26 protein-coding genes and 2 tRNA genes are annotated in these 23,949 nt (G+C 62.6%); 16 read left to right on the top strand and 12 right to left on the bottom strand.

Annotated elements, in window-relative coordinates:
• Nucleotides 1–65 precede the first annotated feature (65 nt).
• The gene (gene apaG, locus FAY22_RS21265; protein ID WP_146332864.1) at nt 66–440 is read right to left on the bottom strand and encodes a Co2+/Mg2+ efflux protein ApaG; all 375 of its coding nucleotides are present in this window, start codon (nt 438–440) and stop codon (nt 66–68) included.
• 130 nt (nt 441–570) lie between these two features.
• On the opposite strand from apaG, the gene rpe reads away from it, so the two are divergent.
• The 6 genes from rpe (at nt 571) to trpC (ending at nt 6,038) form a co-directional block, all read left to right on the top strand.
• Nucleotides 571–1,236 (top strand): ribulose-phosphate 3-epimerase, encoded by a 666-nt coding sequence (gene rpe, locus FAY22_RS21260; protein ID WP_146332862.1) that lies wholly within the window; start codon nt 571–573, stop codon nt 1,234–1,236.
• Nucleotides 1,233–1,925 carry a phosphoglycolate phosphatase gene (locus FAY22_RS21255; protein WP_146332860.1) on the top strand — a complete coding sequence of 231 codons (693 nt, stop codon included), beginning with the start codon at nt 1,233–1,235 and terminating at the stop codon, nt 1,923–1,925. Before rpe ends, FAY22_RS21255 begins: the two co-directional genes overlap by 4 nt.
• A gap of 194 nt (nt 1,926–2,119) precedes the next feature.
• The gene (gene trpE, locus FAY22_RS21250; RefSeq protein WP_146332858.1) at nt 2,120–3,616 is read left to right on the top strand and encodes an anthranilate synthase component I; all 1,497 of its coding nucleotides are present in this window, start codon (nt 2,120–2,122) and stop codon (nt 3,614–3,616) included.
• A gap of 1 nt (nt 3,617) precedes the next feature.
• Nucleotides 3,618–4,181: an aminodeoxychorismate/anthranilate synthase component II gene (locus FAY22_RS21245; RefSeq protein WP_146332856.1), complete on the top strand. Its 564-nt coding sequence runs from the start codon at nt 3,618–3,620 to the stop codon at nt 4,179–4,181.
• Between the two features lie 15 nt (nt 4,182–4,196).
• A complete protein-coding gene (gene trpD / locus FAY22_RS21240) occupies nt 4,197–5,231 on the top strand; it encodes an anthranilate phosphoribosyltransferase (protein ID WP_146332854.1) in 1,035 nt (344 codons plus the stop codon).
• Between the two features lie 6 nt (nt 5,232–5,237).
• On the top strand, nt 5,238–6,038 hold the full coding sequence (gene trpC / locus FAY22_RS21235) for an indole-3-glycerol phosphate synthase TrpC (RefSeq protein ID WP_146332852.1): 801 nt from the start codon (nt 5,238–5,240) through the stop codon (nt 6,036–6,038).
• Between the two features lies 1 nt (nt 6,039).
• Here the strand turns inward: trpC and FAY22_RS21230 are convergent, their stop codons facing one another.
• The 8 genes from FAY22_RS21230 to FAY22_RS21195 all read right to left on the bottom strand — a co-directional run bounded on the left by FAY22_RS21230 (nt 6,040) and on the right by FAY22_RS21195 (nt 13,209).
• Nucleotides 6,040–6,519, bottom strand: a complete 480-nt coding sequence (locus tag FAY22_RS21230) for a hypothetical protein (RefSeq protein WP_246860597.1) — start codon at nt 6,517–6,519, stop codon at nt 6,040–6,042.
• Between the two features lie 90 nt (nt 6,520–6,609).
• On the bottom strand, nt 6,610–8,415 hold the full coding sequence (locus FAY22_RS21225; RefSeq protein WP_146332850.1) for a M61 family metallopeptidase: 1,806 nt from the start codon (nt 8,413–8,415) through the stop codon (nt 6,610–6,612).
• Between the two features lie 27 nt (nt 8,416–8,442).
• Nucleotides 8,443–8,901 carry a DUF3429 domain-containing protein gene (locus FAY22_RS21220; protein WP_146332848.1) on the bottom strand — a complete coding sequence of 153 codons (459 nt, stop codon included), beginning with the start codon at nt 8,899–8,901 and terminating at the stop codon, nt 8,443–8,445.
• Nucleotides 8,902–8,978: 77 nt separating this feature from the next.
• Nucleotides 8,979–9,581, bottom strand: a complete 603-nt coding sequence (locus FAY22_RS21215) for an NTP transferase domain-containing protein (RefSeq protein ID WP_146332846.1) — start codon at nt 9,579–9,581, stop codon at nt 8,979–8,981.
• A 37-nt stretch (nt 9,582–9,618) separates the two neighbouring features.
• Nucleotides 9,619–10,077 carry a (2Fe-2S)-binding protein gene (locus FAY22_RS21210; protein ID WP_146332844.1) on the bottom strand — a complete coding sequence of 153 codons (459 nt, stop codon included), beginning with the start codon at nt 10,075–10,077 and terminating at the stop codon, nt 9,619–9,621.
• 89 nt (nt 10,078–10,166) lie between these two features.
• Nucleotides 10,167–11,156 (bottom strand): MDR family oxidoreductase, encoded by a 990-nt coding sequence (locus tag FAY22_RS21205; RefSeq protein WP_146332842.1) that lies wholly within the window; start codon nt 11,154–11,156, stop codon nt 10,167–10,169.
• 119 nt (nt 11,157–11,275) lie between these two features.
• Entirely contained in the window at nt 11,276–11,998 is a 723-nt protein-coding gene (locus tag FAY22_RS21200; RefSeq protein ID WP_246860596.1) for a DsbC family protein, read from the bottom strand.
• A 23-nt stretch (nt 11,999–12,021) separates the two neighbouring features.
• Nucleotides 12,022–13,209 (bottom strand): UbiH/UbiF family hydroxylase, encoded by a 1,188-nt coding sequence (locus FAY22_RS21195; protein ID WP_146332838.1) that lies wholly within the window; start codon nt 13,207–13,209, stop codon nt 12,022–12,024.
• A 116-nt stretch (nt 13,210–13,325) separates the two neighbouring features.
• Here FAY22_RS21195 and FAY22_RS21190 point away from each other — a divergent pair.
• Nucleotides 13,326–13,401: transfer RNA gene (locus tag FAY22_RS21190), tRNA-Phe, on the top strand.
• A 343-nt stretch (nt 13,402–13,744) separates the two neighbouring features.
• A complete protein-coding gene (locus FAY22_RS21185; RefSeq protein WP_146332836.1) occupies nt 13,745–14,338 on the top strand; it encodes a hypothetical protein in 594 nt (197 codons plus the stop codon).
• Nucleotides 14,339–14,378: 40 nt separating this feature from the next.
• Here FAY22_RS21185 and FAY22_RS21180 read toward each other — a convergent pair whose 3' ends face one another.
• Nucleotides 14,379–14,909 (bottom strand): hypothetical protein, encoded by a 531-nt coding sequence (locus FAY22_RS21180; RefSeq protein WP_146332834.1) that lies wholly within the window; start codon nt 14,907–14,909, stop codon nt 14,379–14,381.
• Nucleotides 14,910–15,013: 104 nt separating this feature from the next.
• Between FAY22_RS21180 and FAY22_RS21175 the strand changes: the two genes are divergently transcribed.
• The 8 genes from FAY22_RS21175 to FAY22_RS21140 all read left to right on the top strand — a co-directional run bounded on the left by FAY22_RS21175 (nt 15,014) and on the right by FAY22_RS21140 (nt 23,276).
• The gene (locus FAY22_RS21175; RefSeq protein ID WP_146332832.1) at nt 15,014–15,700 is read left to right on the top strand and encodes a response regulator transcription factor; all 687 of its coding nucleotides are present in this window, start codon (nt 15,014–15,016) and stop codon (nt 15,698–15,700) included.
• A gap of 147 nt (nt 15,701–15,847) precedes the next feature.
• Complete coding sequence (hemA, locus tag FAY22_RS21170; protein WP_146332830.1) at nt 15,848–17,137, top strand: glutamyl-tRNA reductase; 1,290 nt, start codon at nt 15,848–15,850, stop codon at nt 17,135–17,137.
• A gap of 90 nt (nt 17,138–17,227) precedes the next feature.
• Nucleotides 17,228–18,310, top strand: coding sequence for a peptide chain release factor 1 (gene prfA / locus FAY22_RS21165; protein WP_146332828.1), 1,083 nt, complete (start codon nt 17,228–17,230; stop codon nt 18,308–18,310).
• A gap of 76 nt (nt 18,311–18,386) precedes the next feature.
• A complete protein-coding gene (locus FAY22_RS21160; RefSeq protein ID WP_146332826.1) occupies nt 18,387–18,863 on the top strand; it encodes a disulfide bond formation protein B in 477 nt (158 codons plus the stop codon).
• An 18-nt stretch (nt 18,864–18,881) separates the two neighbouring features.
• Entirely contained in the window at nt 18,882–19,733 is an 852-nt protein-coding gene (gene prmC / locus FAY22_RS21155) for a peptide chain release factor N(5)-glutamine methyltransferase (protein ID WP_146332824.1), read from the top strand.
• A gap of 95 nt (nt 19,734–19,828) precedes the next feature.
• On the top strand, nt 19,829–22,174 hold the full coding sequence (locus tag FAY22_RS21150; protein ID WP_146332822.1) for a Tex family protein: 2,346 nt from the start codon (nt 19,829–19,831) through the stop codon (nt 22,172–22,174).
• A 170-nt stretch (nt 22,175–22,344) separates the two neighbouring features.
• Nucleotides 22,345–22,656, top strand: a complete 312-nt coding sequence (gene grxD / locus FAY22_RS21145) for a Grx4 family monothiol glutaredoxin (protein ID WP_146332820.1) — start codon at nt 22,345–22,347, stop codon at nt 22,654–22,656.
• A 35-nt stretch (nt 22,657–22,691) separates the two neighbouring features.
• Entirely contained in the window at nt 22,692–23,276 is a 585-nt protein-coding gene (locus tag FAY22_RS21140) for a UbiX family flavin prenyltransferase (RefSeq protein WP_146332818.1), read from the top strand.
• Between the two features lie 82 nt (nt 23,277–23,358).
• Here FAY22_RS21140 and FAY22_RS21135 read toward each other — a convergent pair.
• Together FAY22_RS21135 and FAY22_RS21130 are read right to left on the bottom strand one after the other, a co-directional pair.
• A tRNA-Thr gene (locus tag FAY22_RS21135) sits at nt 23,359–23,434 on the bottom strand.
• A 26-nt stretch (nt 23,435–23,460) separates the two neighbouring features.
• Nucleotides 23,461–23,943: a ClpXP protease specificity-enhancing factor gene (locus FAY22_RS21130; protein ID WP_146333570.1), complete on the bottom strand. Its 483-nt coding sequence runs from the start codon at nt 23,941–23,943 to the stop codon at nt 23,461–23,463.
• Nucleotides 23,944–23,949: the final 6 nt, after the last annotated feature.

Here is a 23,949-nt window from a genome sequence, read left to right as displayed (position 1 = left end):
TCGGGGAAGAAACCCTCGCCTCCAGCGCCACGGAAACCCGAAGCGCCGCAGGATGAAGTGCAACATTAATGCAAGGTGCGCGGCTGAGACAAGATGAATTCCGGAATTTTTGCCTCGAATCGTTCGCCATCCTCCGCTACACAGAAGTAGTTGCCCGACATCGAGCCGTGCGGCGTGTTGAGCGCCGTGCCGCTGGTGTATTCGAACTGTTCGCCCGGTTGCAAAAGCGGCTGATGGCCGACCACCCCCAATCCGCGCACTTCCTGCACGTGATTGACGGCATCGACAATGGTCCAATGGCGCGAAATCAGCTGCGCTGCGACGCTGCCGGTGTTTTTGATCGTGACGGTGTACGCAAATACGTAATGCGCGCGCTCCGGCTCGGATTGTTCCTCCAGATACCGGGTCTTGACCGAGACGGTGAATTCGTAGGTGGCCATCGGCATTCCTTGTTTCTCTTTTTGCATGACGGATTCTAGCGGCTCATGGCGCTTGCGCTACTGGCATAGCGCAATACGTGGCCGGCCGGCGAGCGGGTAAAATACCGCATCCTCATTCACTTTGCTTGTCATGCCCAATTACCGCATCGCCCCCAGCATCCTGTCCGCCGATTTTGCCCGCCTGGGCGAGGAAGTCCGCAACGTCGTTGCCGCCGGCGCCGACATCATCCATTTCGACGTGATGGACAATCATTACGTCCCCAACCTGACCATCGGGCCGATGGTGTGCGAGGCGATCCGTCCGCATGTGCAGGTGCCGATCGACGTGCATCTCATGGTCAAGCCCGTGGACCGCATCATTCCGGATTTCGCCAAGGCCGGCGCCAATATCATCACGTTCCACCCCGAGGCATCCGAGCACGTCGATCGCTCCCTGCAGCTGATCCGCGATCACGGCTGCAAGGCGGGCCTGGTATTCAATCCGGCCACACCGCTGCATTACCTCGACCACGTGATGGATAAGCTCGACATCATCCTGATCATGTCGGTCAACCCAGGCTTCGGCGGGCAGTCGTTCATTCCGGAAGCGTTGAACAAGATCGCCGCGGTGCGTCAGCGCATCGACGCTGCCGGGCGCGACATCATGCTGGAAGTCGACGGCGGCATCAAGGTCGAGAACATCGCGGCCGCGGCGCGCGCCGGTGCGGACACCTTCGTCGCCGGCTCGGCCATTTTCGGCAAACCGGATTACAAGGCCGTGATCGACGCCATGCGCGGCCAGTTGGCGCAAGCATGAACGCGCCCGAACGGCTCCCCCTCTCCGGCATCCGCGCGGCGATCATCGACCTTGACGGGACGATGCTGCACACCGCGCCGGATTTTCATGTCGCGGTCAATCGCATGCGCTCCGAGCTGGCCCTGGCCCCGCTCGATATCGGCACCATCACCCATTTTGTCGGCAAGGGGACGGAAAACCTGATGCGGCGCGTGCTCGCGGTCGATTACGAGCCGGAGGCGGTGGAGCAGCATTTTCCAGTCGCGCTTGCGTCTTACCAAAAGCATTACCTGGCCATCAACGGCGACTATGCGAGCGTTTATCCCGGTGTGCGCGAGGGACTCGACGAACTGAAACGCAAGGGATTGCGCCTGGCTTGCGTGACCAACAAGCCGATCGGCTTCGCCGTGCCGCTGCTGGAGAAGACCGGCTTACGCCCGTATTTCGACCTGGTGTACGGCGGCGATTCGCTGCCGAAGAAAAAGCCGGACCCGTACCCGCTCTTGAAGGTGTGCGAGGATTTCGGCCTGCAGCCGGCGCAGGTTGTGGCCATCGGCGATTCGTCAAACGACGCGCAGGCGGCACGCGCTGCGGGATGCCGGGTGCTGAACGTGCCCTACGGGTATAACCATGGCGAACCTATACATAACGTCGATTCGGATGGTATAGTTTCCACGCTGCTTGACGCAGCCCATCTCATTTCCGCATAAAAACGCATGTTTCTCGGCAAAAAACTGAAAGTTTGCGCACCGGGCCTGTTCGAGGCCTGGCTGTGGCGACGCTGGCAATCCTGGGCTGAATAATCCCTGATCGCCGCCGGCCGACCTTGTTCTGTTGGCAATGTTTTTTGCACAATCACCCCCGCTATTACCCGCTCGTTCTACAATAGCGCCCGGAGAGAAACATGACTGAACTCGAATTCAAATCGCTGGCCGCACAGGGCTACAACCGCATTCCGCTGATCGCCGAAGCGTTCGCGGACCTCGAAACGCCGCTCACGCTGTACCTGAAACTGGCGCAAACCCAGAACGGCGGCAAGAATTCCTTCCTGCTCGAATCTGTGGTTGGCGGCGAGCGTTTCGGCCGCTATTCGTTCATTGGCCTGCCGGCATCGACCCTGATGCGCAGCTACGGCACCAAGACCGAAGTGGTCAGGAACGGCGCCGTAATCGAAACGCACGAAGGCAATCCGCTCGAATTCATCGCGCAATTCCAGTCGCGCTACAAGGCGGCGGTGCGCCCGGGCATGCCGCGCTTCTGCGGTGGACTTGCCGGCTACTTCGGTTACGACACGGTGCGCCATATCGAGAGGCGCCTGGCACACACCGCGCCCAAGGACGATCTCGGTCTGCCCGAAATTCAGTTACTGGTCACCGAAGAACTGGCGGTCATCGACAACCTGTCCGGCAAGCTGTATCTGATCGTGTATGCCGATCCGACCCAGCCGGAAGCGTATTCGAAAGCGCGCCAGCGCCTGAAGGATCTGCGCGCGATGCTGCGGCGCGCGGTCGACGTGCCGGTCACGTCGGCGACGGTGCGCACCGAGACCGTACGCGATTTCGCAAAGGAAGACTATCTGAAAGCGGTGGTCAAGGCGAAGGAATACATCATGGCCGGCGATCTGATGCAAGTGCAGGTCGGCCAGCGCCTGAAGAAATCGTATGTCGACTCGCCCTTGTCGCTGTACCGCGCGCTGCGTTCGCTGAATCCGTCGCCGTACATGTACTTCTACAACTTCGGCGACATGCAGATTGTCGGCGCGTCGCCGGAAATCCTGGTGCGCAACGAGCAGACCGGCGACGGTAACAAGAAAGTCACGATCCGGCCGCTGGCCGGGACTCGCCCGCGCGGGGCGACGCCGGAGAAGGATGCGCAACTGGCGAAGGAACTGCTGGCCGATCCGAAGGAAATCGCCGAACACGTGATGCTGATCGACCTGGCGCGCAATGACATCGGCCGGATCGCCGAGACCGGCAGCGTGAAGGTGACCGACAAGCTGGTGATCGAAAAGTATTCGCACGTACAGCACATCGTGTCGAACGTCGAAGGCATCCTGAAGCCGGAACTGACGAACCTCGACGTGCTGAAGGCGACCTTCCCCGCAGGGACGCTGTCCGGTGCGCCGAAGGTGCGCGCGATGGAACTGATCGACGAACTGGAGCCTATCAAGCGCGGCATCTATGGCGGCGCGTGCGGCTACCTGTCGTTCGGAGGCGAGATGGATCTGGCGATCGCGATCCGCACCGGCGTGATCAAGGACGGCATGCTGTACGTGCAAGCTGCCGCCGGCGTAGTCGCCGATTCGGTGCCCGAGATGGAATGGCAGGAAACCGAGAACAAGGCGCGCGCCGTGCTGCGCGCGGCCGAGCAAGTGCAAGACGGACTGGATGGGGAGCTCTGACATGTTGCTGATGATTGATAACTACGACTCCTTCACCTACAACCTGGTCCAGTACTTTGGCGAGCTCGGCGAAGAGGTGCGCACTTTCCGCAATGACGAGATCACGCTGGAGCAGATTGCGGCGATGCAGCCGGACCGCATCTGCATTTCGCCAGGTCCCTGCACGCCGCACGAAGCGGGCGTGTCGGTGCCGGTGCTGAAGGAATTCGCCGGGAAGATCCCGATGCTAGGCGTGTGCCTCGGGCACCAGAGCATTGGCGCAGCGTTCGGCGGCAAAGTGATCCGCGCCAAGCAAGTCATGCACGGCAAGACGTCCGTCATCACGCATACCGGCGCCGGCGTATTCAAGGATTTGCCGAGCCCATATACGGTGATCCGCTATCACTCGCTGGCGATCGAGCGCGAGTCGCTGCCGGACTGCCTGGAAATCACCGCCTGGACCGACGACGGCGAGATCATGGGCGTGCGCCACAAGGAATTCCAGATCGAAGGCGTGCAATTCCACCCCGAGTCGATCCTGTCCGAGCATGGCCACGCGCTGCTGAAAAACTTCCTGACCGCCTGATCCGGAGAGCCCGATATGCCGATTACCCCGCAAGAAGCCCTGCTGCGCTGCATCGAGCACCGCGAAATTTTCCACGACGAGATGCTGTCCTTGTTCCGCAAGATCATGGGCGGCGAGATGTCGCCGGTGATGATCGCGGCGCTGACGATGGGCCTTCGCGTGAAGAAGGAAACCATCGGCGAGATCGCGGCAGCGGCGCAGGTGATGCGGGAATTCGCGACCAAGGTGCCGCTGAAGGAGACCTCCGGCTTGCTCGATATCGTCGGCACCGGCGGCGATGGCGCGCACACCTTCAACATCTCGACGGCGTCGATGTTCGTCGCCGCCGCGGCCGGCGCGCGCGTCGCCAAGCACGGCGGGCGCAGCGTGTCGTCTTCCTCGGGCAGCGCCGACGTGCTGGAAGCGCTGGGAGCGAACATCAACCTCAAGCCGGAGCTGGTGGCGCAATCGATCGAGGAAACCGGCATCGGTTTCATGTTCGCGCCGAACCACCACGCCGCAATGAAGCATGCGGCGCCGGTGCGCAAGGAGCTCGGCGTGCGCACGATCTTCAATATCCTCGGACCGCTGACCAATCCGGCCGGCGCGCCTAATATCCTGATGGGCGTATTCCACCCTGACCTGGTCGGCATCCAGGTACGCGTGCTGCAGCGCCTCGGTGCGCAACGCGCGGTTGTGGTGTGGGGGCGCGACAACCTGGATGAAGTCTCGCTCGGGGCCGCGACGATGATCGGCGAACTGGTCAACGGCGAAGTGCGCGAATATGAAATCCATCCGGAAGACTTCGGCCTGCAGATGGTCGCCACCCGCAACCTGAAGGTGGCGGGCGCGGCGGAATCGAAGGAAAAGATTTTCGAGGCGCTCGACAACAAGCCGGGAGCGGTGCGCGATATCGTGGTGCTCAATGCCGGCACGGCGCTGTATGCGGCCGGCATCGCGAACTCGATTGCCGACGGCTTGACCAAGGCACGCGAAACGATCGCCTCGGGCACGGCGCGCGCCAAGCTCGATCAATTCGTGCAAGTGACGCAAAAACTGGGCGCAGCCTGATCCATCATGTCCGATATCCTGAAAAAAATCCTCGACGTCAAGGCCTATGAAGTCGCCGCGGCGAAGAAGCAACGTGATCTCGCCAGCCTGCGGCGCGCAGTGGAAACCGACAGCGCATTGCGCGCGGACCTGCGCGGCTTCGAAGCCAGCCTGCGCGGCAAGATCGCCGCCGGCCAGGCCGGCGTGATCGCGGAAGTCAAGAAAGCATCGCCCTCCAAGGGCATCCTGCGGGAAGACTTCCAGCCGGCGCAGATCGCGCAAAGTTATGCGAAACACGGCGCGGCTTGCCTGTCGGTGCTGACCGACGTGCAATTCTTCCAGGGCGCGCCCGACTACCTGAAGCAGGCGCGCGCTGCCTGCGAGATCCCAGTGTTGCGCAAGGATTTCATCGTCGACATGTACCAGGTCTACGAGGCGCGGTCGTGGGGTGCGGACTGCATCCTGCTGATCGTCGCCGCGCTTGAGCATGGCTTGATGGCGGAGCTGGAAGCCTGCGCACTCGAACTCGGCATGAGCGTGCTGGTCGAGGTGCATGACGCCGACGAGTTGACCGCGGCGCTGAAGCTGAAGACGCCGCTGCTGGGCATTAACAACCGCAACCTGCGCACTTTTGAGACATCCCTGCAAACTACGATCGGCCTGCTGCCGCGCATCCCGGCGGATAAGCTGGTCGTCACCGAGTCCGGCATCTTGACGCCGGACGACGTGAAAACGATGCGCGATGCCGACGTACACGCCTTCCTGGTCGGCGAAGCCTTCATGCGCGCGCCCGAACCGGGCGTCGAACTGCAGCGCCTGTTCGGTTGAATCAAGCCGGGCTGCGGCGGCTGATCAGGCCGCGCGCGGCCAAGCCCACCGCAAGCGCGCCGTAAATCGCCGCCAGTGATTTGCCGGAAAGACGCAATTCGAACCCGGGGGTCAGGCGCTTGGGCACCAGATAGTAATCGGTGACATAAGCGCCGGCCGTCACGGCCACCGCCCCCAGCACGGGCTTGAGCAGCGATTGCCCGGCACCGGATTGCTGCCCAAACAGTTTTTCGTAGATGGCGGCCCAAAATGTCGCCGAGGCCACATTGGTCGCCAAGCCAGTCAATGTATATTTTGCCGATGCCTCGTCATGCTGCGCGGCTTCGTTGCCCCAGAATGCATGGCTGATTGCGTTCAGCGGCGCCGCGTAGGATCCTGCTTCACGCTTTCCGGCCAAGCTGGCAGCCAGCGCCGTCGTGAGGCCGGCAATGGCTCCTGAACTCAATACCTTTCCCATCAGGTTGTCTGCAATTCGCATCATCGTCGCTCCTTCGCGGTCATCGTGACACCGGCCCCGGTGCAAGGCCGGCTTGCTGGCGATGATGTTTGCAAGGCCCATGCCATGAAACGGCTATCCGCCTTTCTTGAGCGCCAGCCACTGGCCGCGCTTGCGTGCCGATGCGACCGGCTTGGCCTCGGCCGCGAGGCTGATCTGGGGAGCCTCGCCCTGGGTCAATGTTACTGAAAACACCATCAATTCATCGCGGCGGAATGCGTGCAGCGTCACCGTATCCCCCGCACGGTAGCGCGACAACAGGGTATCGAGGTTATTCGCGGAAATGCGCAAGCCATCGAGCGCGATGAGCACGTCGCCGGCCGACATGCCGGCTTGATGCGCGGCCCCGCCTTCATACACATTGGCAAGCTTGCAGTCGTTGCCCTCGCGCGTAGTGCGCATGCCCAGGCCCGGCTTGGCATCCTTGCGCTTGTCGGCGAAGGTAACGCCGAAGCCGGCGAGCAGCTTGTCGAACGGCGGATCATCGGTGCCGCGCACGTAGCGGTCGAAGAAGCGCTTCAGTTTCAGGCCGGTCACTTCGTCGAAGATCGCTTCCACTTCCGTTTCGGACACGCCGGTGCCATGCTCCGGTCCGGCATAGAAATCGCGGCCGTAGCGCTGCCACAGCGCGCGCATTACGTCGTCGAGCGACCTTTTCCCGTTGGTCTGCTCGCGGATGGTCAGGTCGAGCGCCAGGCCGATCAGCGAACCCTTGGTGTAGTAGCTGACGATGGCGTTGGGCGCATTCTCGTCCTGACGGTAGTACTTTACCCAGGCGTCGAAGCTCGACTCGGCCACGCTCTGCTTGGTGCGCCCGCTGCCACGCAACACGCCGTTGATGGTCTTGGCAACCAGCTTGAAATACGCCGCTTCGTCGATCACGCCGCTACGCACCAGCATCAGGTCGTCGTAATAACTAGTGAAGCCCTCGAACAGCCACAGCAGCGAGGTATAGCCTTCCAGCTGCAGGTCGTACGGCGCGAAGGTCGCCGGCTTGATGCGCTTGACGTTCCAGGTGTGGAAGTATTCGTGGCTGCACAACCCGAGATAGCCGCGGTAGCCGTCGCTCATCTCCTTCTGTCCCTGCACCGGCAGGTCGGCGCGCGAGCAGATCAGCGCGGTCGAAGCGCGATGCTCCAGCCCGCCGTAGCCGTCGCCCACCACCATGGTCATGAACACGTAGCGCGCCATCGGCGCGCGCTTGGTCTTCGGCTCGAACAGCGCGATCTGCGCCTCGCACACCTTTTTCAAGTCGGCGCACAGACGCGCCATGTCCAGGTTCGGCACGCGCCCCGTGATCACGATATCGTGCGGCACGCCGTGCGCCTTGAAGGTGGCCAGCTCGAACGCGCCCATCTCGACCGGATGGTCGATCAGCTCGTCATAGTCGGCGGCGACATAGGTGCCAAAGCCGTAGCGCCGTGCCTTCAGCTCCGGCAAAGCGGTGGCCACGCGCCATGCCTTGTAGACGTCGCCGTCGGGGCGCTGGATATCGACCACGTGCGGCAGATGATCCTGCCCCTGTACCCGCAAGAAGACGCTGGTGCCGTTGAAGAAGCCATGCGTCTGGTCGAGGTGGGCTGCGCGCACCGACAAGTCCCACGCGTAGACTTCATAGGTAAGCACCAGGCGGCGCGTACAGGGTGCGGCCTGCCAGCGATGCTTGTCGAGCTTCTTGAGAGAGACCTTGGCGCCGTCCGATTGCGCACTAAGGCGCACGATGTTGCGGGCGAATTCGCGGATCATGTAGCTGCCTGGGATCCAGGCCGGCAGGGCGAACACCTGGCCGTCGGGATCGGGCGCCTCGACAGTGAGCGTGACCTCGAACAGGTGGGCGGCGGGGTCCTTGGGGACAATGGTGTAGTGAAGCGCGTTTTTCATTCTCGGTCCGTCCAAAAAGTGGCGCGATCAGCCCCTTACATTCGCGGCCGTCACCGTCAGCGCCAATGCGCCGACCGCCACGCAGGTCAGGTTAAAGCGCAAGCGGAGCAGCCAGTCCGGCATGCGGTACCACGCAAACAGGTGCTTGTCGACCTGATAGGCGACGATGAAGCCGGCCATCAGCACCGCGAAGCCGAAGCCGCCGACCATCGTCGCCAGCCATGCAATCAGCGCCGGCATGACACTCCAGACCAGCGCCCGCTTGGTTTGTTCTACGGACAAGTCGCCCGACACCATCGTCGCCCCCCAATGCATGCCACCCAGAAAGGAAAGGATGGCGATACCGTAAGCCAACTGCCCCTTGATGAAATCGCCCAGCCAGCTGGGATGCACCAGCCAGCAAGCGAGCGTAAGCAGCACGAAAGGGACCAGGCCGAGAAAGCCGAGCAGATGGGCGAGGCGTTTGTTCAGGAAATGTTTATTCATGGGCAGGCGCGCACAGGATCGGCTTCGTCCGAAAAACTTGCCGGATTGCAAAAGCTATAGTGTAGCGGATCGCATCGTCATGTCCGATATTGCGCCTCCACGTCCGCCGGGGTATCGATGTCCAGCGTCACACCCGGGTCGTCGACCGCGATGTCAGTGACTGGATATGTCTGCAGCAGGCGACGCGCGCCCTGGTCGCCTCCCAGTGTCAGCAATTGCGGCAAATACTGCCGTCCAAAGCCGACCGGGTTGCCGCGCCGGCCGAGGTATGCCGGCGCGACGATGCCGCCCTCCTGCGCCAGCCGGGTGGCCAGCGCTTGCAGCGTTTCCCTTTGCACGAACGGCATGTCGCCCAGCGCGATCAGCCAGCCAGCCGCGTCGGAGGCATGCGCGAGCGCGTGAACGAGCGACGCGCCCATGCCCTGCCCGGCCTGCGCGCACTCCGTGACCTCGCAACCCAGCGCGCGCAGGCAAGCCGCAACGTCTTCCGCCTGCGGCCGCACCACAGCGACCACCCTAGGCAGCACCGCCAGCATCTTTTTCGCGCTCGCTGCAACCACGGTGTCGCCAGTCGGAAGCATATGCAATAGCTTGTCTTGCCGGCCGCTGGCATCGAAGCGGGAGCCGCGCCCTGCAGCCAGCAGGATGCCGGTCACCGGGGAATTGCCGGTGTTGTTCATGACAAAGCCGGATGAAAAACTGTCATCGCCAGCCGCATCAGGCCAGGCTTTGCGCAGCGTCCTTGATCGCGGCGCGGATGCGCTGGTACGTCCCGCAGCGGCAGAGATTGCCGCTCATGGCGGCGTCGATGTCGGCATCGGTCGGATTTTTTCTGGCTTTGAGCAGCGCGGTGGCGCTCATTACCTGCCCGCTCTGGCAATAGCCGCACTGCGGCACGTCGTGCCTAAGCCAAGCCTGCTGCACCGCCTTGCCGACCAGATCGTCCTCGATCGCCTCGATGGTCGTGATCTTTTGGCCGGCGGCGGCTGAAATCGGCGTGACGCAGGAGCGCACGGGCTCGCCGTTCAGATGCACGGTGCAGGCGCCGCACAATGCCGCGCCGCAGCCGAATTTGGTGCCTGTCATGTTCAGGTTGTCGCGCAGCGCCCACAGAAGCGGCGTGGCCGGATCGGCGTCAACCTGCATGTCCTTGCCGTTGATGTGAAGTGTCACCATGTCTGTCTCCTCCTGTCGGATTGGGGGCATTGCCTTTTTATTGATGATATCGGTATGCCGGCCAAGGCATGTTGCGCCGGGCGGCGCTTTCAGCGGTTGACATCGACGACCAGTCGCCCGCGCACCTTGCCCGCCAGGAGGTCTTGCGCCTTGGCGATGGCTTCGGCGAGCGCGATTTCCTGCGTGATTTGCGCCAGCGCGGAGGCATCCAGCTCGGCGGCAAGGTTGCGCCAGGCAGCCAGCCGCCTCTCCTTTGGCGCCATCACGCTGTCGATACCGATCAGCTTCACGCCGCGCAGGATGAAGGGGGCGACCGATGCCGGCAAGTCCATGCCCTGCGCCAGTCCGCATGCGGCGACCGCGCCGCCGTAACGGGTCTGCGCCAGCGCGTTGGCCAGCGTGTGCGAGCCGACGGCGTCAACCACGCCGGCCCAGCGCTCCTTTTGCAGCGGCTTGCCAGGCGCCGACAGTTCGGCACGGTCGATCACCTCGGCCGCGCCGAGCGCCTTCAGGTAATCCGCTTCTTCCGGCTTGCCGGTGGAAGCCACGACGCGATAGCCACGACGCGCCAGAATGGCGATCGCGACACTACCCACGCCGCCCGACGCGCCGGTAACGAGAATGTCGCCGTCATCGCTGGTCACGCCTTGCTCCTGCAGCGCCATTGCGCACAGCATCGCGGTATAGCCGGCCGTGCCGATGGCCATCGCGCTTTTGGCCGGCATGCCTTGCGGCAGCGGAATCAGCCAGTCTCCCTTGAGTTTTGCGCGCTGCGCAAGGCAGCCCATGTGCATTTCGCCCACGCCCCAACCATTGAGCACGAATGCGTCGCCCGCCTTCCAGGCGGGATGCGAGGAGGCGATCACCTCGCCGGCGCCGTCGATGCCCGGCACCATCGGCCACTTGCGCACCACCGGGGACTTGCCGGTGATGGCCAGCGCATCCTTGTAATTGATGGTGGAATAGTCGATACGGACAGTGACGTCGCCTTCCGGCGGCAGCTGTGCATCATCGAGTTGCGCCAGCCTGGCGTCAGTCGTGCCGTCGTCTTTTTTAGTGAGCAGAATCGCAGCGAACATGAATGGCCTCCGGAAAAGGAGCTTCGATTATAGTTCGCGACGAAACATGACGTCTTGATATGAAAATGACGCGCCGCCTTTGCAGGAGACGCGTCATCAGGCTCGCGGGAGCGAGCGGCTTACTTGATCGATGCGAACTTGGCTTCGAGCGCCTTGGCATCGACCGCGCCGGGAATGCGCGTGCCATCCGTAAAGAAAATGGTCGGCGTACCGGTCACCTTCAATTTCTGGCCGAGTGCCAGGATCTTGTCGTTGGGCGCGGTGCAATTGGCTGGCGCGCCAGCAGCGGCCTTGCCTTTCAACATCCACTCATCCCATGCCTTCGCCCGGTCGGCCGAACACCAGATGTCGCGCGACTTCGTCGCCGAATCCGGCGACAGGATGTTGTACATGAAGGTATAGACCGTCACGTTGTCCATCTCGGTCAGCGTATGGCGGAAGCGCTTGCAGTAGCCGCAGTTGGGATCTTCGAAGACGGCGATGACGCGCTTGCCATTGCCTTTCACGGTCTTGAGGGCGGCATCAAGCGGCAGGTCGGAAAACTTGATCTTGTTGATCTCGTCCAGGCGTGCCTTGGTCTGATCCGCCATGGTCTTGGTATCGATCACGCGCCCGACGAACAGATACTCGCCCTTGGCATCGGTGTACAGGATGTCGCCGCCGATGCGTAGCTCGTACAAGCCGGCGTACGGCGTCTTGGTAATGGAATCGATCTTGACATCCTCGCCCAGGCGCGGCTCGATCGCTTTTTTGATCGCGGCGTCCTGCGCCGGATCGGCCAGCGCTGTTGCTGCAGCCAGCGCCAGCAGCGCGGATGCCAAAAATTGGATCGGTTTGTTCATGTCTGTCATTCTTTCCTGCAGTGTTATGACCGGCGTCCCAGTGCATGGGAAATCAGGTGCCGCTTTATGACCGGTAATTTATTTACCAAGTTCAATCCTATATTACGCGCCACGCGCAAGGGCTCGAAATTGACGGAGAACAAGCGTTCCAGCCCATCGGTCGCCAACTGCATCAGCAGGATGTCTTCCTTGCGCGCGCGTGCATACCGCGCCAGCACCCGCTCGTCGCCGCAATCGCGGTGCGCCTCGCGCTCGATCACCGCCTTGACCAGTCCCGCCACGTCGCCGAAACCGAGGTTCATGCCGTGTCCGGCCAGCGGATGCACGACATGCGCGGCGTCGCCCACCAGGGCCACGCGCGGCGCCACCAGGGAATGCGTACGCAGCAGCGTCAGCGGAAAAGCCTTGACCAGCTCAGGCTGCAGCGGACGCAACTGGCCCAGCTGATGCCCGGGCAAATCCGACAGGCGCTGCGCCAGTTGCGTCAGCGGCTCGCGCAGCAGCGTGTCGGCCAGCGGCTCCGGCGCCGACCAGACCAGGGAAACGCGCTGTCCCGGCAGGGGCAGCAGCGCGATGATGCCGTCGGAAGAGGTGAACCATTGATACGCCACGCCGTGGTGCGGCTTGTCGCATTCGAAATTGCTGACCACGCCGCGCTGCCCGTAAGAGCGGTAATCGATACCGATTTCGCACTGGCCGCGCACCCACGACTGCGCGCCATCTGCGCCCACCACGAGCGACGCTTCGATCACATCGCCATTGTCGAGCCGCACCCTCGCCGCCTGCGCATCCGCCTCAAGCCCGACCGCGCGGCCAGTGACCACGCGCATGTTCGGCGCGAACTTGAGCGCCGCATCCATGGCGGCGTTCAAGTTCCGGTCTTCCACGATCCACGCCAACGCGCCGGTACGCGCGCCGTAGGCGTCGAATCCCAGCTGCCCGGCCTGCGCGCCGTCGCCCTTGATGTCCATGGCATCGACCGGCGCCACTCGGGTAGCATCGAGCGCGTCCCAGACCCTGAGCGACGTGAGCAAGTCATGCGCGGTATGGTTGAGCGCGTAGACGCGCACGTCCCACGATGCCTGCGCGTCGAGCGGCGTGGCCGCCGGGCTGAGCAAGGTCACGCTCAATCCGGCCTGAGCAAAGGCCAGCGCGGCGGCCTTGCCGACGGCGCCATTGCCAATGACGCAAATATTGCTTTGGAATTGCATAATGCGGGAACCCTGTGGGGAAAAGCGAACAGTGCAGGCCATTATAGCGGTTATGTTTTCTTTGATTGCATACAAGACTTGCATATTTCAACAGGCTTGCTATACTTGCGCGTCTTGGCCCGGTAGCTCAGTTGGTAGAGCAGAGGATTGAAAATCCTTGTGTCGGTGGTTCGATTCCGCCCCAGGCCACCAGAATCAAGGGCTTAGCTTCGGCTAGGCCCTTTTTCTTTTCGCATCGCGCATTCCCTGGTCGCCGCCAAATTGTTTCCTGCGCGGAACTAAGTTTCCTTGTGGCACGTCATAGCCTTGTTATAGGCAAGTGCATTCTCAAGGAAGCATCATGGCGCAGTCCAAACGGACAAGAAAATCGCAGCGGCAGCATCAGCCGGAGCATCACCGCAGTTCGGCAGAGCCGCATCACGAGGAACATGCGCCGGATACGCAGCCTGGCGATGCACACGCAAGTACTTCTTGCCACCTGCCCGCCGTCGTCGCCAACGGACATGATGCGCAGGGCGGCAGCAAATCAAGCGCCTTGGCGCTCATCCCGTCGCCCAGCGCAGCAGCAACATCCCCGGCGGCGAAACGCGGCCTTCCCAGCTCCGCCAAGGCAATCCTGATCAGCCTTTGCCTGACGGCGGTCGTAGTACTCTCGCTCGGCGCGCTCAAGCCCAATCGATACGATATGCAAGTGGGACCGGCCGCGGTAACTACCCCGCCGGTTAAGGCCCTGGCCGAAACATCCGAAAAAACTGCCCCGCCGCCGAAAATGAAGGTGGCAGCAAAACGCCCGCCTCATGTCGCCCCTAGCGCAAGCAAGCCGGAAACCGACAAGAAACTGGTCCAGGCGCCCACCCGGCATGCGCCGCAACCGCTGGCGGACGGCACGCAGAAAAAACCGTCGGCCAGCGTTGCCAAGTCACAGCACAAGCAGCCGGAAGACCAGCCCCTCCTGGCACAAAACAGTGCGCAGGCGGGCCAGTTAACCGGCATGCAGAACCGGTACGCGCAATGCCAAGAACTCGGCAGTTTCTTCCGCCGCGAACAATGCAAGTGGCAAGCCTGTAACGGGAAATGGGGGCAGGATGGCTGCCCGTCGTACGCAAACGACAATCGGGATATCAACTAGCGTTGCGGCGGCCCCGAGGGCCGGATTTCATTTCGGGCATTCAATGCGCCGGCGTTGCGCCGAGCACCATCAGTTCGCGCGCCACCTTGGCACAAGCCTCCACGTGCTGATAGCCGATCACCCGGAATGCGGCGAAACCGAGCGTGGCCGACGCGATCTGTCCGGCGACCGGAACGATCTTCGCGCTGTACTTCACCATCGCCTTCATACCGGCGCGCTTGAGCAAATGCGCCACCAGTTCGCGCGTGACGAGTTTTCCGACCAGCACGCTTCCCATGCCGGCGACAACTTCGTAGACGAGCACCCTGGTTTTCGGCTGCAGCCGTTGGATCTGTTCGGGCGTGAGCCCGAATTCGACATTGATTTCCTCGATCAGTCTCATCAGCAGGCCGAGGTCGGCCGCGAGATCGAGGCCGGGAATCGGCACGGCGGACATGCCGGCCGACACGGCCGCGCGCCGCGTCACAAGACGCCGGCATTTCGTGCGCACAGCCTCGATGTCCTTCTCGGTGGATGGAACCAGAGTCCAGTCGTCCCTGGATCGCTTGCCGAACGCGCTAAACGGATTCATGTGCATGGCCGGAAAACGGTGTGATGGTTCAGGCAATCCCGATTGTAGCCCCGGTGCAGCGATAATATGCGGAAAATCGATCACCCCATTCATCGAACTGGTCCATGAGAATTGCCGTCATTGACAACGACCCGGCGCAAGCCGAACTGGTACGCCAAGTGCTCGCAACGGCAGGCCACGCCTGCATGCCGCGTGCCGGCAGCCCGGACGGGCTCGATCCAATGCAGCATGCAGATGCCGACCTGTTCATTATCGACTGGCAGGCGCATCTCCCTTCAACGCTGGATGTGATCCGCGCCATACATGACCATCGCCCCGCGCTGCCGATATTGCTACTTGTCGGGCGCACCGAGGATGACGGCCTGCCCGCCGCGCTGGCCGCCGGCGCCACCGATTATCAAGTGAAACCGCTGCGCCGCGGCGAACTGGCCATGCGCGTGCAAACACTGATCAGGCGCGCCTACCCCCAGCAGCAAGCGGATACCGTCATCCACTTCGGCAGCTATGCATTCGATGTCCCCACCTGCCGCCTGACAATTAACGAGGCGGCGGTCGAGTTGACGCAAAAGGAATTCGCGCTTGCCTTGCTGTTTTTCCGCAATCTTGGCCGGCCGCTATCTCGCGCCTATATCCAGGAAAACGTCTGGTCGCGCGACGCCGATGTTCCGTCGCGCACCGTGGACACGCACGTATCCCGGGTGCGCAGCAAGCTTGGCCTGCGCCCGGAAAACGGCTTTCGGCTGGCCCCGGTCTACAGCTTCGGCTATCGGCTGGAACAGTTGGCCAGATGAACCTGTTGCGCGGAACACACTCGAAGCTTTCGCATGCGGAGCGCAAGCGGGCGACGTGCCGTTTTGATAACGGCGACACCTTGCTCATGCGTTTCAGCAACAAGCGTATAATACCCTGTTGAAATCCCGGAATAGATCGATATCCGAATGCAGCTTCTAGCCGTTGGCCTCAACCACACCACTGCGCCCGTATCCCTGCGCGAAAAGGTGGCCTTTCCCGCGGACCAGATTGGTCAGGCCGTGGCATCGGCCCGTGCCTGGTTCGGCCGCGGCGCATCCAGCCTCGCCAGCGACGAAGCGGCGATCCTATCCACTTGCAACCGCACCGAGCTGTACGCTGCAAACCACATTCCGGGCGGCGTCGAGGCGGCAATCGATTCTACCGCGCATTTCCTCGCGCAATACCACAGCCTGCCCTACGCGGAGCTGCGTCCCTACCTGTATACGCTGCCGCAGGAAAACGCGGTACGCCACGCCTTCCGCGTCGCGTCCGGGCTCGACTCCATGGTGCTGGGCGAGCCGCAGATCCTCGGCCAGATGAAGGATGCGGTGCGCCAGGCGGAAGCCGCCGGCGGACTCGGTACCTACCTGCATCAGATGTTCCAGCGCACCTTCGCCGTCGCGAAAGAGGTGCGAACCACCACCGAAATCGGCGCGCACAGCGTGTCGATGGCTGCGGCGGCCGTGCGGCTGGCGCAGCGCATCTTCGACAAGATCTCGCATCAGAACGTGCTGTTCATCGGTGCGGGCGAAATGATCGAGCTGTGCGCCACCCACTTCGCGGCGCAGAATCCGAAGACGCTGACCATCGCCAACCGCACGCTGGAACGCGGCGAGGCGCTGGCGCACCGCTTCAACGGCCACGCGATCCGGCTGGCGGAACTGCCGGACCAGCTGGCGAAATACGACATCGTCGTCTCCTGCACGGCATCGTCGCTGCCCATTATCGGCCTAGGCATGGTCGAGCGCGCCATCAAGGCGCGCCGCCACAAGCCGATGTTCATGGTCGACATCGCCGTGCCGCGCGATATCGAATCGGAAGTCGGCCGGCTCGACGACGTCTTCCTGTACACCGTCGACGACCTCGGCGCGGCGGTACAGACCGGTCTGGAAAACCGGCAGGCGGCGGTCGCGCAAGCCGAAGCGATCATCGAAACACGCGTGCAATCCTTCATGCACTGGATCGACAGCCGCGCCGTGGTGCCGGTAATCCAGGAATTGCGCGAAACCAGCGAAGCCGTGCGCATGGCCGAACTGGAGCGCGCCAGGAAACTGCTCGCCAAGGGCGAAGACATCGACATCGTGCTGGAAGCGCTGTCGAAGGGCCTCACGGCCAAGTTCCTGCACGGCCCGCAACAGGCCTTGCATAATGCACAAGGCGACGAACGCGCGCGCCTCGCGGCCTTGCTGCCGCAACTGTTCCGCACCAAGCGCTAGCGTCCTTCTCCCACGCTTCCCGCAGCGGAAGCGCCCGCGTCGCGGCTTCACGCCGCGACGCCCGCCACGATCTCACCTTTCCGGACCGATATGAAACCATCAATGCTCGCCAAACTCGACCAGCTTACCGAACGGCTGGAAGAGGTGAACAACCTGCTGATGCAGGAAGGCATTACCGCCAACATGGAACAGTATCGCAAGCTCACGCGCGAACATGCCGAGCTCGGCCCGCTGGTCGCGCTGTACCGGGACTACGTGAAGGCGGGCGAAGACATCAAGGCGGCGCAGGACATGCTGTCCGACCCCGACATGAAAGAGCTGGCGCAGGAAGAGATCGCCGATGCCAAGGCACGCATCGAGCAGCTCGAACTCGACCTGCAAAAGATGCTGCTGCCGAAAGATCCTAACGACGAGCGCAACATTTATCTCGAAATCCGCGCCGGCACCGGCGGCGACGAAGCGGCGCTGTTCGCGGGCGACCTGCTGCGCATGTACACGCGCTTCGCCGAACGCAACCGCTGGCAGGTCGAGATGGTGTCGGAGTCGCCGTCGGAAATCGGCGGCTACAAGGAAGTCATCGTGCGCATCATCGGCTTCGGCGCCTATTCCAAGCTGAAGTTCGAGTCGGGCGGCCACCGCGTGCAGCGCGTGCCGGCCACCGAAACCCAGGGACGCATCCACACCTCGGCCTGCACGGTGGCGGTGATGCCGGAAGCCGACGAGGTGGAGGACGTCGACATCAACCCGGCCGATATCCGCATCGACACCTTCCGCGCATCCGGCGCCGGCGGCCAGCACATCAACAAGACTGACTCGGCGGTGCGCATCACGCATATCCCGACCGGTATCGTGGTCGAATGCCAGGACGACCGCAGCCAGCACAAGAACAAGGCATCCGCCCTGAAAGTGCTGGCCGCGCGTATCAAGGACATTCAATTGCGCGAACAGCAGGCCAAGGAAGCCGCCACCCGCAAGTCGCTGATCGGCTCGGGCGACCGCAGCGAGCGCATCCGCACCTACAACTTCCCGCAAGGCCGCATGACCGACCATCGCATCAATCTGACACTGTACAAGCTCGATTTCATCATGGACGGCGACCTGGAAGAACTGACCAATGCGCTGGTGGCGGAACACCAGGCCGAACTGCTGGCGCAACTGGGCGAAGAGGGTTAATCTGCCGCTATTGCAAAAAGGGAACTTTTTCTTGCAACTTGGCTCCAAGGCCATGCTCCATCATCAACAGGAAAAAATGAAAACATCCAAACCCGTGTTACTGGCCGTCGGCATCATCGCGCTCTCGCTGGTCGGCTTTGCGCTTTACCTGCAACATGTGAAGAACATGCTGCCCTGCCCGCTGTGCGTGATCCAGCGCTATCTCTTTGTCGGCCTGGCGCTGGTGTGCTTCATTTTCGCGGCGCTGCCGCGCGCCTTGACACGTCTCGGCGCGGCGCTGGGCGCGCTGGTCGCCCTGTCCGGCGTGGGTGTGGCCAGCTGGCACCTGTGGGTAAAGGCGCATCCCAACGTCTCCTGCGGCATCGATCCGCTGGAAACCTCGCTCAACAAGATCCCCACTGCCGAGCTGCTGCCGTACGTGTTCAAGGCCGACGGCCTGTGCAGCACAGAGTACGCGCCCATTCTCGGCCTGCAGACGCCGAACTGGTCGCTGATCTGGTTCTCGATATTTGCGCTGGCCCTGATCTGGGCGGCGCTGCGGCAAAGCCGCTAAATAGCGCCGAGCCCCGCCATGACGGACACGACGCTCCCTCCGTCCCGCTCCTTCACGATTGCGCCCGGTAGCACGATTGCCGATGCACTGCGCGGCGCGCCGCTTAGCGCGCTCGAGGCGCGCATCCTGCTGGGCCATGCGCTGCAACTGACGCGCGTGCAGCTCATTACGCAGTCGCAGCGCGTGCTAGGCGCCGATGAATGCGCGCGGATCGCGGCGCTGTTCCAGCGCCGGCTCGACGGCGAACCGATCGCCTATATCGTGGGCGAGCGCGAATTCTACGGCCTGACGCTGTACACCACGACGGACGTTCTGATACCGCGGCCGGAAACCGAATTGCTGGTGGAGCTGGCGCTCGAACGCGCTGCCGACAACGCACGCGTGCTCGATCTTGGCACCGGTTCCGGGGCGATAGCGATTGCCATCGCCTACGCCTTGCCTGAAGCCCAAATCACCGCGATCGACAGCAGCGCAGGCGCGCTGGCCGTTGCCCAGCGCAACGCGGCGCGCCATGGCGTGAATGTGGATTTCCTGCAAAGCGACTGGTACGAAGCCGTGGCCGGACGCCGATTCGACATCATCGTCTCCAATCCGCCATATATCGTCGCGGGCGATCCGCACCTGTCGCAAGGCGACCTGCGTTTCGAGCCGGTGGGCGCGCTCACCGATCATGCCGACGGACTGTCGGCGCTGCGCAAAATCGTCGACGGTGCGCCGCGCAACCTAGTGCCCGGCGGCTGGCTGCTGATGGAGCATGGCTACGACCAGGCGCACGCGGTGCGCAGCCTGCTTGCCGCCCATGGCTTCCAGGATGTGCAAAGCTGGAAAGATCTGGCCGGCATCGAGCGCGTCAGCGGCGGCCGCCTGTAACGCCTGCACAAAACTGTTATCCACCCTGTCAAGACTGACGCTTTCGTATAAATTGCGTATCATCATCCGCCTGATTTTCTTCATTCCGATTTCTCATGCTGCCATCGATCGAACAACGCCTAGCCGTTGAACTCGCCGCCAAGCCGGCGCAAGTCACCGCCGCCGTCGCCCTGCTGGATGAAGGCGCCACCGTGCCGTTTATCGCGCGCTACCGCAAGGAAGCCACCGGCGGGCTGGACGATATCCAGTTGCGCCTGCTGGAAGAGCGGCTGCGCTATCTGCGCGAGCTGGAAGACCGGCGCGCCGCGATCATTGCGTCGATCGAGGAGCAAGGCAAGATGACGCCGGAGCTGCTCGACGCCATCGTGCACGCCGAGGACAAGACCCGGCTGGAAGACCTGTATCTGCCGTACAAGCCGAAGCGCCGCACCAAGGCGCAGATCGCGGCCGAAGCGGGGTTGACCGAACTGGCCGACGCGCTGTTGGCGAATCCGTCGTTGAATCCCGAGGAAGAAGCGGCCAAATACCTGAAGCCGGCCTTCACCACGGCCAACGGCGACAATCCGGGCGTCCCCGACGCCAAGGCGGCGCTCGACGGCGCGCGCCAGATCCTGATGGAACGCTTCGCCGAAGACGCAACGCTGCTGCAAGCCTTGCGCGAATACATGACCGAGCACGGCGTGGTCGAGTCGAAAGTCGTCGAAGGCAAGGAAGACGCGGGCGCGAAGTTCGCCGACTACTTCGATTACTCGGAAACCATCGGCACCATTCCGTCGCACCGCGCGCTCGCCCTGTTCCGCGGCCGCCGCGAGGAAGTGCTGACGGTGTCGCTGCGCCTGGACAGCGAGGAAGAAAAGCCGAAATGGGACGCGCCGCACAACCCGTGCGAAGGCCGCATCGCCGCCCGCTTCGGCGTCGCCAACCAGGGCCGCCCGTCGGACAAATGGCTGGCGGACACCGTGCGCTGGGCTTGGCGCGTGAAGGTGTTCATGCACCTCGAAACCGAACTGATGACGAACCTGCGCGAACGCGCCGAAGCCGAAGCGATCAACGTTTTCGCGCGCAACCTGAAGGACTTGCTGCTGGCGGCGCCCGCCGGCCCGCGCGCCACCATGGGGCTGGACCCCGGCTTGCGCACGGGCGTCAAGGTGGCGGTGGTGGACGCGACCGGCAAGGTAGTCGACACCGCGACGATCTACCCGCACCAGCCGCGCAACGATTGGCATGGCTCACTCCACACGCTGGCGCTGCTGGCGGCCAAGCACAACATCGCTCTGATCTCGATCGGCAACGGCACCGCCTCGCGCGAAACGGACAAGCTGGCGCAAGACTTGATCAAGCAGCATCCGGAATTGAAGCTCACCAAGATCGTTGTGTCGGAAGCTGGCGCGTCGGTCTATTCCGCCTCTGAATACGCCTCGCGCGAGCTGCCGGAGCTGGACGTGTCGCTGCGCGGCGCGGTATCGATCGCACGCCGCCTGCAGGACCCGCTGGCCGAACTGGTGAAGATCGATCCGAAGTCGATCGGCGTGGGCCAGTACCAGCACGACGTGGGCCAGACGCAGCTGGCGCGCTCGCTCGACGCGGTGGTCGAGGATTGCGTGAACGCGGTCGGCGTCGATGTGAACACCGCTTCCGCGCCGCTGCTGGCGCGCGTGTCGGGTCTGAGCTCGAGCGTCGCGCAAAGCATCATCAACTATCGCGACATGAAAGGCATGTTCAAGTCGCGCGCCGAGCTGCGCGCGGTGCCGCGACTGGGCGACAAGACCTTCGAGCAGGCCGCCGGCTTCTTGCGCATCATGAACGGCGACAATCCGCTCGACGCCTCCGCGGTGCATCCCGAGTCGTATCCGGTCGTCGAAAAAATCCTGGCCGACATCAAGAAGGATGTGAAAAGCGTGATCGGCGACGGCAAGGCGCTGAAGGCGCTCACCCCGGCAAAGTACGCCGACGAGCGGTTCGGCGTGCCGACCATCACCGACATCATCAAGGAACTGGAAAAGCCGGGCCGCGACCCTCGTCCCGAGTTCACCACCGCGACCTTCAAGGAAGGCGTGGAAGACATCAAGGACCTGCGCCCGGACATGATCCTGGAAGGCGTGGTCACCAATGTCGCCGCCTTCGGCGCGTTCGTCGATATCGGCGTGCACCAGGACGGCCTAGTGCATATTTCCGCGCTGTCCAACACCTTCGTGCGCGACCCGCACAGCGTCGTCAAGGCTGGGCAGGTGGTCAAGGTCAAGGTGCTGGAAGTCGATGAAAAGCGCCGCCGCATCGCACTGACGATGCGCCTGTCCGATACGCCCGCGCCGGCCGGCGCGCGCCCGGAACAGCGCGCCGACCGCAACGATGCGCGCAGGATGGCGCAGCACCAGCAGCAGTCGCGCCAGCCCGCGGTGAACGGCGCAATGGCGGCGGCATTCGCGAAGCTCAAAGGCTAGTCCGGCCGCCTGATCTCGCCCCCGAGGGGGAGTGCGCGGGCGACTGCGCGCTCCCCCTCGCCGTTTTCCCCTCCGACACCCATCCTGCCGCATTATTTGGCAACTGAGTCGGGCACCCCTGCCCGCTTTTCCATATAATGGACGCGTTCTGAACTTTTAGAGGTAACGCCATGAGCGACGTACAAAATTGGATCAAGGAAACCGTAACCCAGCACCCGGTCGTGCTGTTCATGAAGGGCACGGCCCAGTTTCCGCAATGCGGCTTTTCCGGTCGTGCAGTGCAGATTCTGAATGCCTGCGGCGTGCAGAACATCATCACGGTCAATGTGCTGGAAGACGCGGAAGTGCGCCAGGGGATCAAGGAATTTTCCAACTGGCCGACCATTCCGCAGCTGTACGTGAAGGGTGAATTCATCGGCGGCGCCGACATCATGAGCGAGATGTTCGAATCCGGCGAACTGCAAAACCTGCTCAAGGCCTGAGCAAACACGATTTCGCAACCACGCTCGTGCCACCTATGCCAGCGTCGAAGCGGCTGATCGTTGCCATTACCGGCGCCACCGGCTCGGTATACGGCGTACGGCTGTTGCAGGTATTACGCGAGCTGAGCGAGGTGGAAACGCATCTGATGGTGTCCGATGCCGGCGTGCTCAACCTGCATCAGGAATTGGAAATGAGCCGCAAGGAAATCGAAGCGCTCGCCGATGTGGTGCACAATGTGCGCGATGTCGGCGCCTCGGTTGCGAGCGGCTCGTTTCAGTCGGCGGGGATGGTGATCGCGCCATGCTCGATGAAGACGCTGGCATCGGTCGCGCACGGCTTGTCGGACAATCTGATCGCGCGCTCGGCGGACGTCGTTCTCAAGGAGCGGCGACGGCTCGTGCTGATGGTGCGCGAAACGCCGCTGAACCTGGCGCACCTGCGCAACATGACCGCAGTGACTGAAATGGGCGGCATTGTCTTTCCTCCGCTGCCCGCTTTCTACCTGCGTCCGCAAACCATTGAAGAGATGGTCGACCATACCATCGCACGCGTGCTGGATTTGTTCGATCTCCCGCATACGCTGGCGTCGCGCTGGAGCGGAATGAAGCCTGCGGACTAACTTGCATGCCGTTGCCGCAGATACGTCACACTTTCGGCGCCGGAAAGAAAAAACCGCGATCATCAGATCGCGGTTTTTTTATTGGTGCCGGCTGCAGGACTCGAACCCGCCACCTGATGATTACAAATCAACTGCTCTACCAGATGAGCTAAGCCGGCAAAACTTGAACGACCCGTATTGTACTTTATTTGATCCGGGTGAGTGTCGGTCGTCCGCCTTTTTTTGACGGACCTCCATTATCATCGGGGTCCGTTGTCGACGAGGTAGTAGCCTGCTCGGCTGCGGGAACCGCCGCAAGCGCTGGCCCCTTTGCCATATCATCGCTCACGCTGTCGGTTTCTTCGCGGGCAGGCACCGGCGAGACTTCGAATGCCATTCCCTGTCCATTTTCGCGCGCATAGATGGCGACAACATTTTCCACGGGAATAGAAATATCGCGCGCGACACCGCCAAAGCGCGCGTGGAAATTAATGAAATCGTTCTCCATCTTCAAGCCGCTTGTCGCGGTAAAGCTGATATTGAGAACAATCTCTCCGTTCTTCACGAATTCGCGCGGCACGCGCGTATTGGCATCCACCATCGCCGCGAGATACGGAGTGTATCCATTGTCGGTGCACCATTCATAAATAGCGCGCAGCAAATAGGGCTTGGTCGAGATTTCAGACATAATTTC

The sequence above is a fragment of the Noviherbaspirillum sp. UKPF54 genome (assembly GCF_007874125.1).
Classification (GTDB): domain Bacteria; phylum Pseudomonadota; class Gammaproteobacteria; order Burkholderiales; family Burkholderiaceae_D; genus Noviherbaspirillum.
Note: the sequence above shows the minus strand (reverse complement) of the source record. Positions and strands in the feature narration are given on the sequence as shown.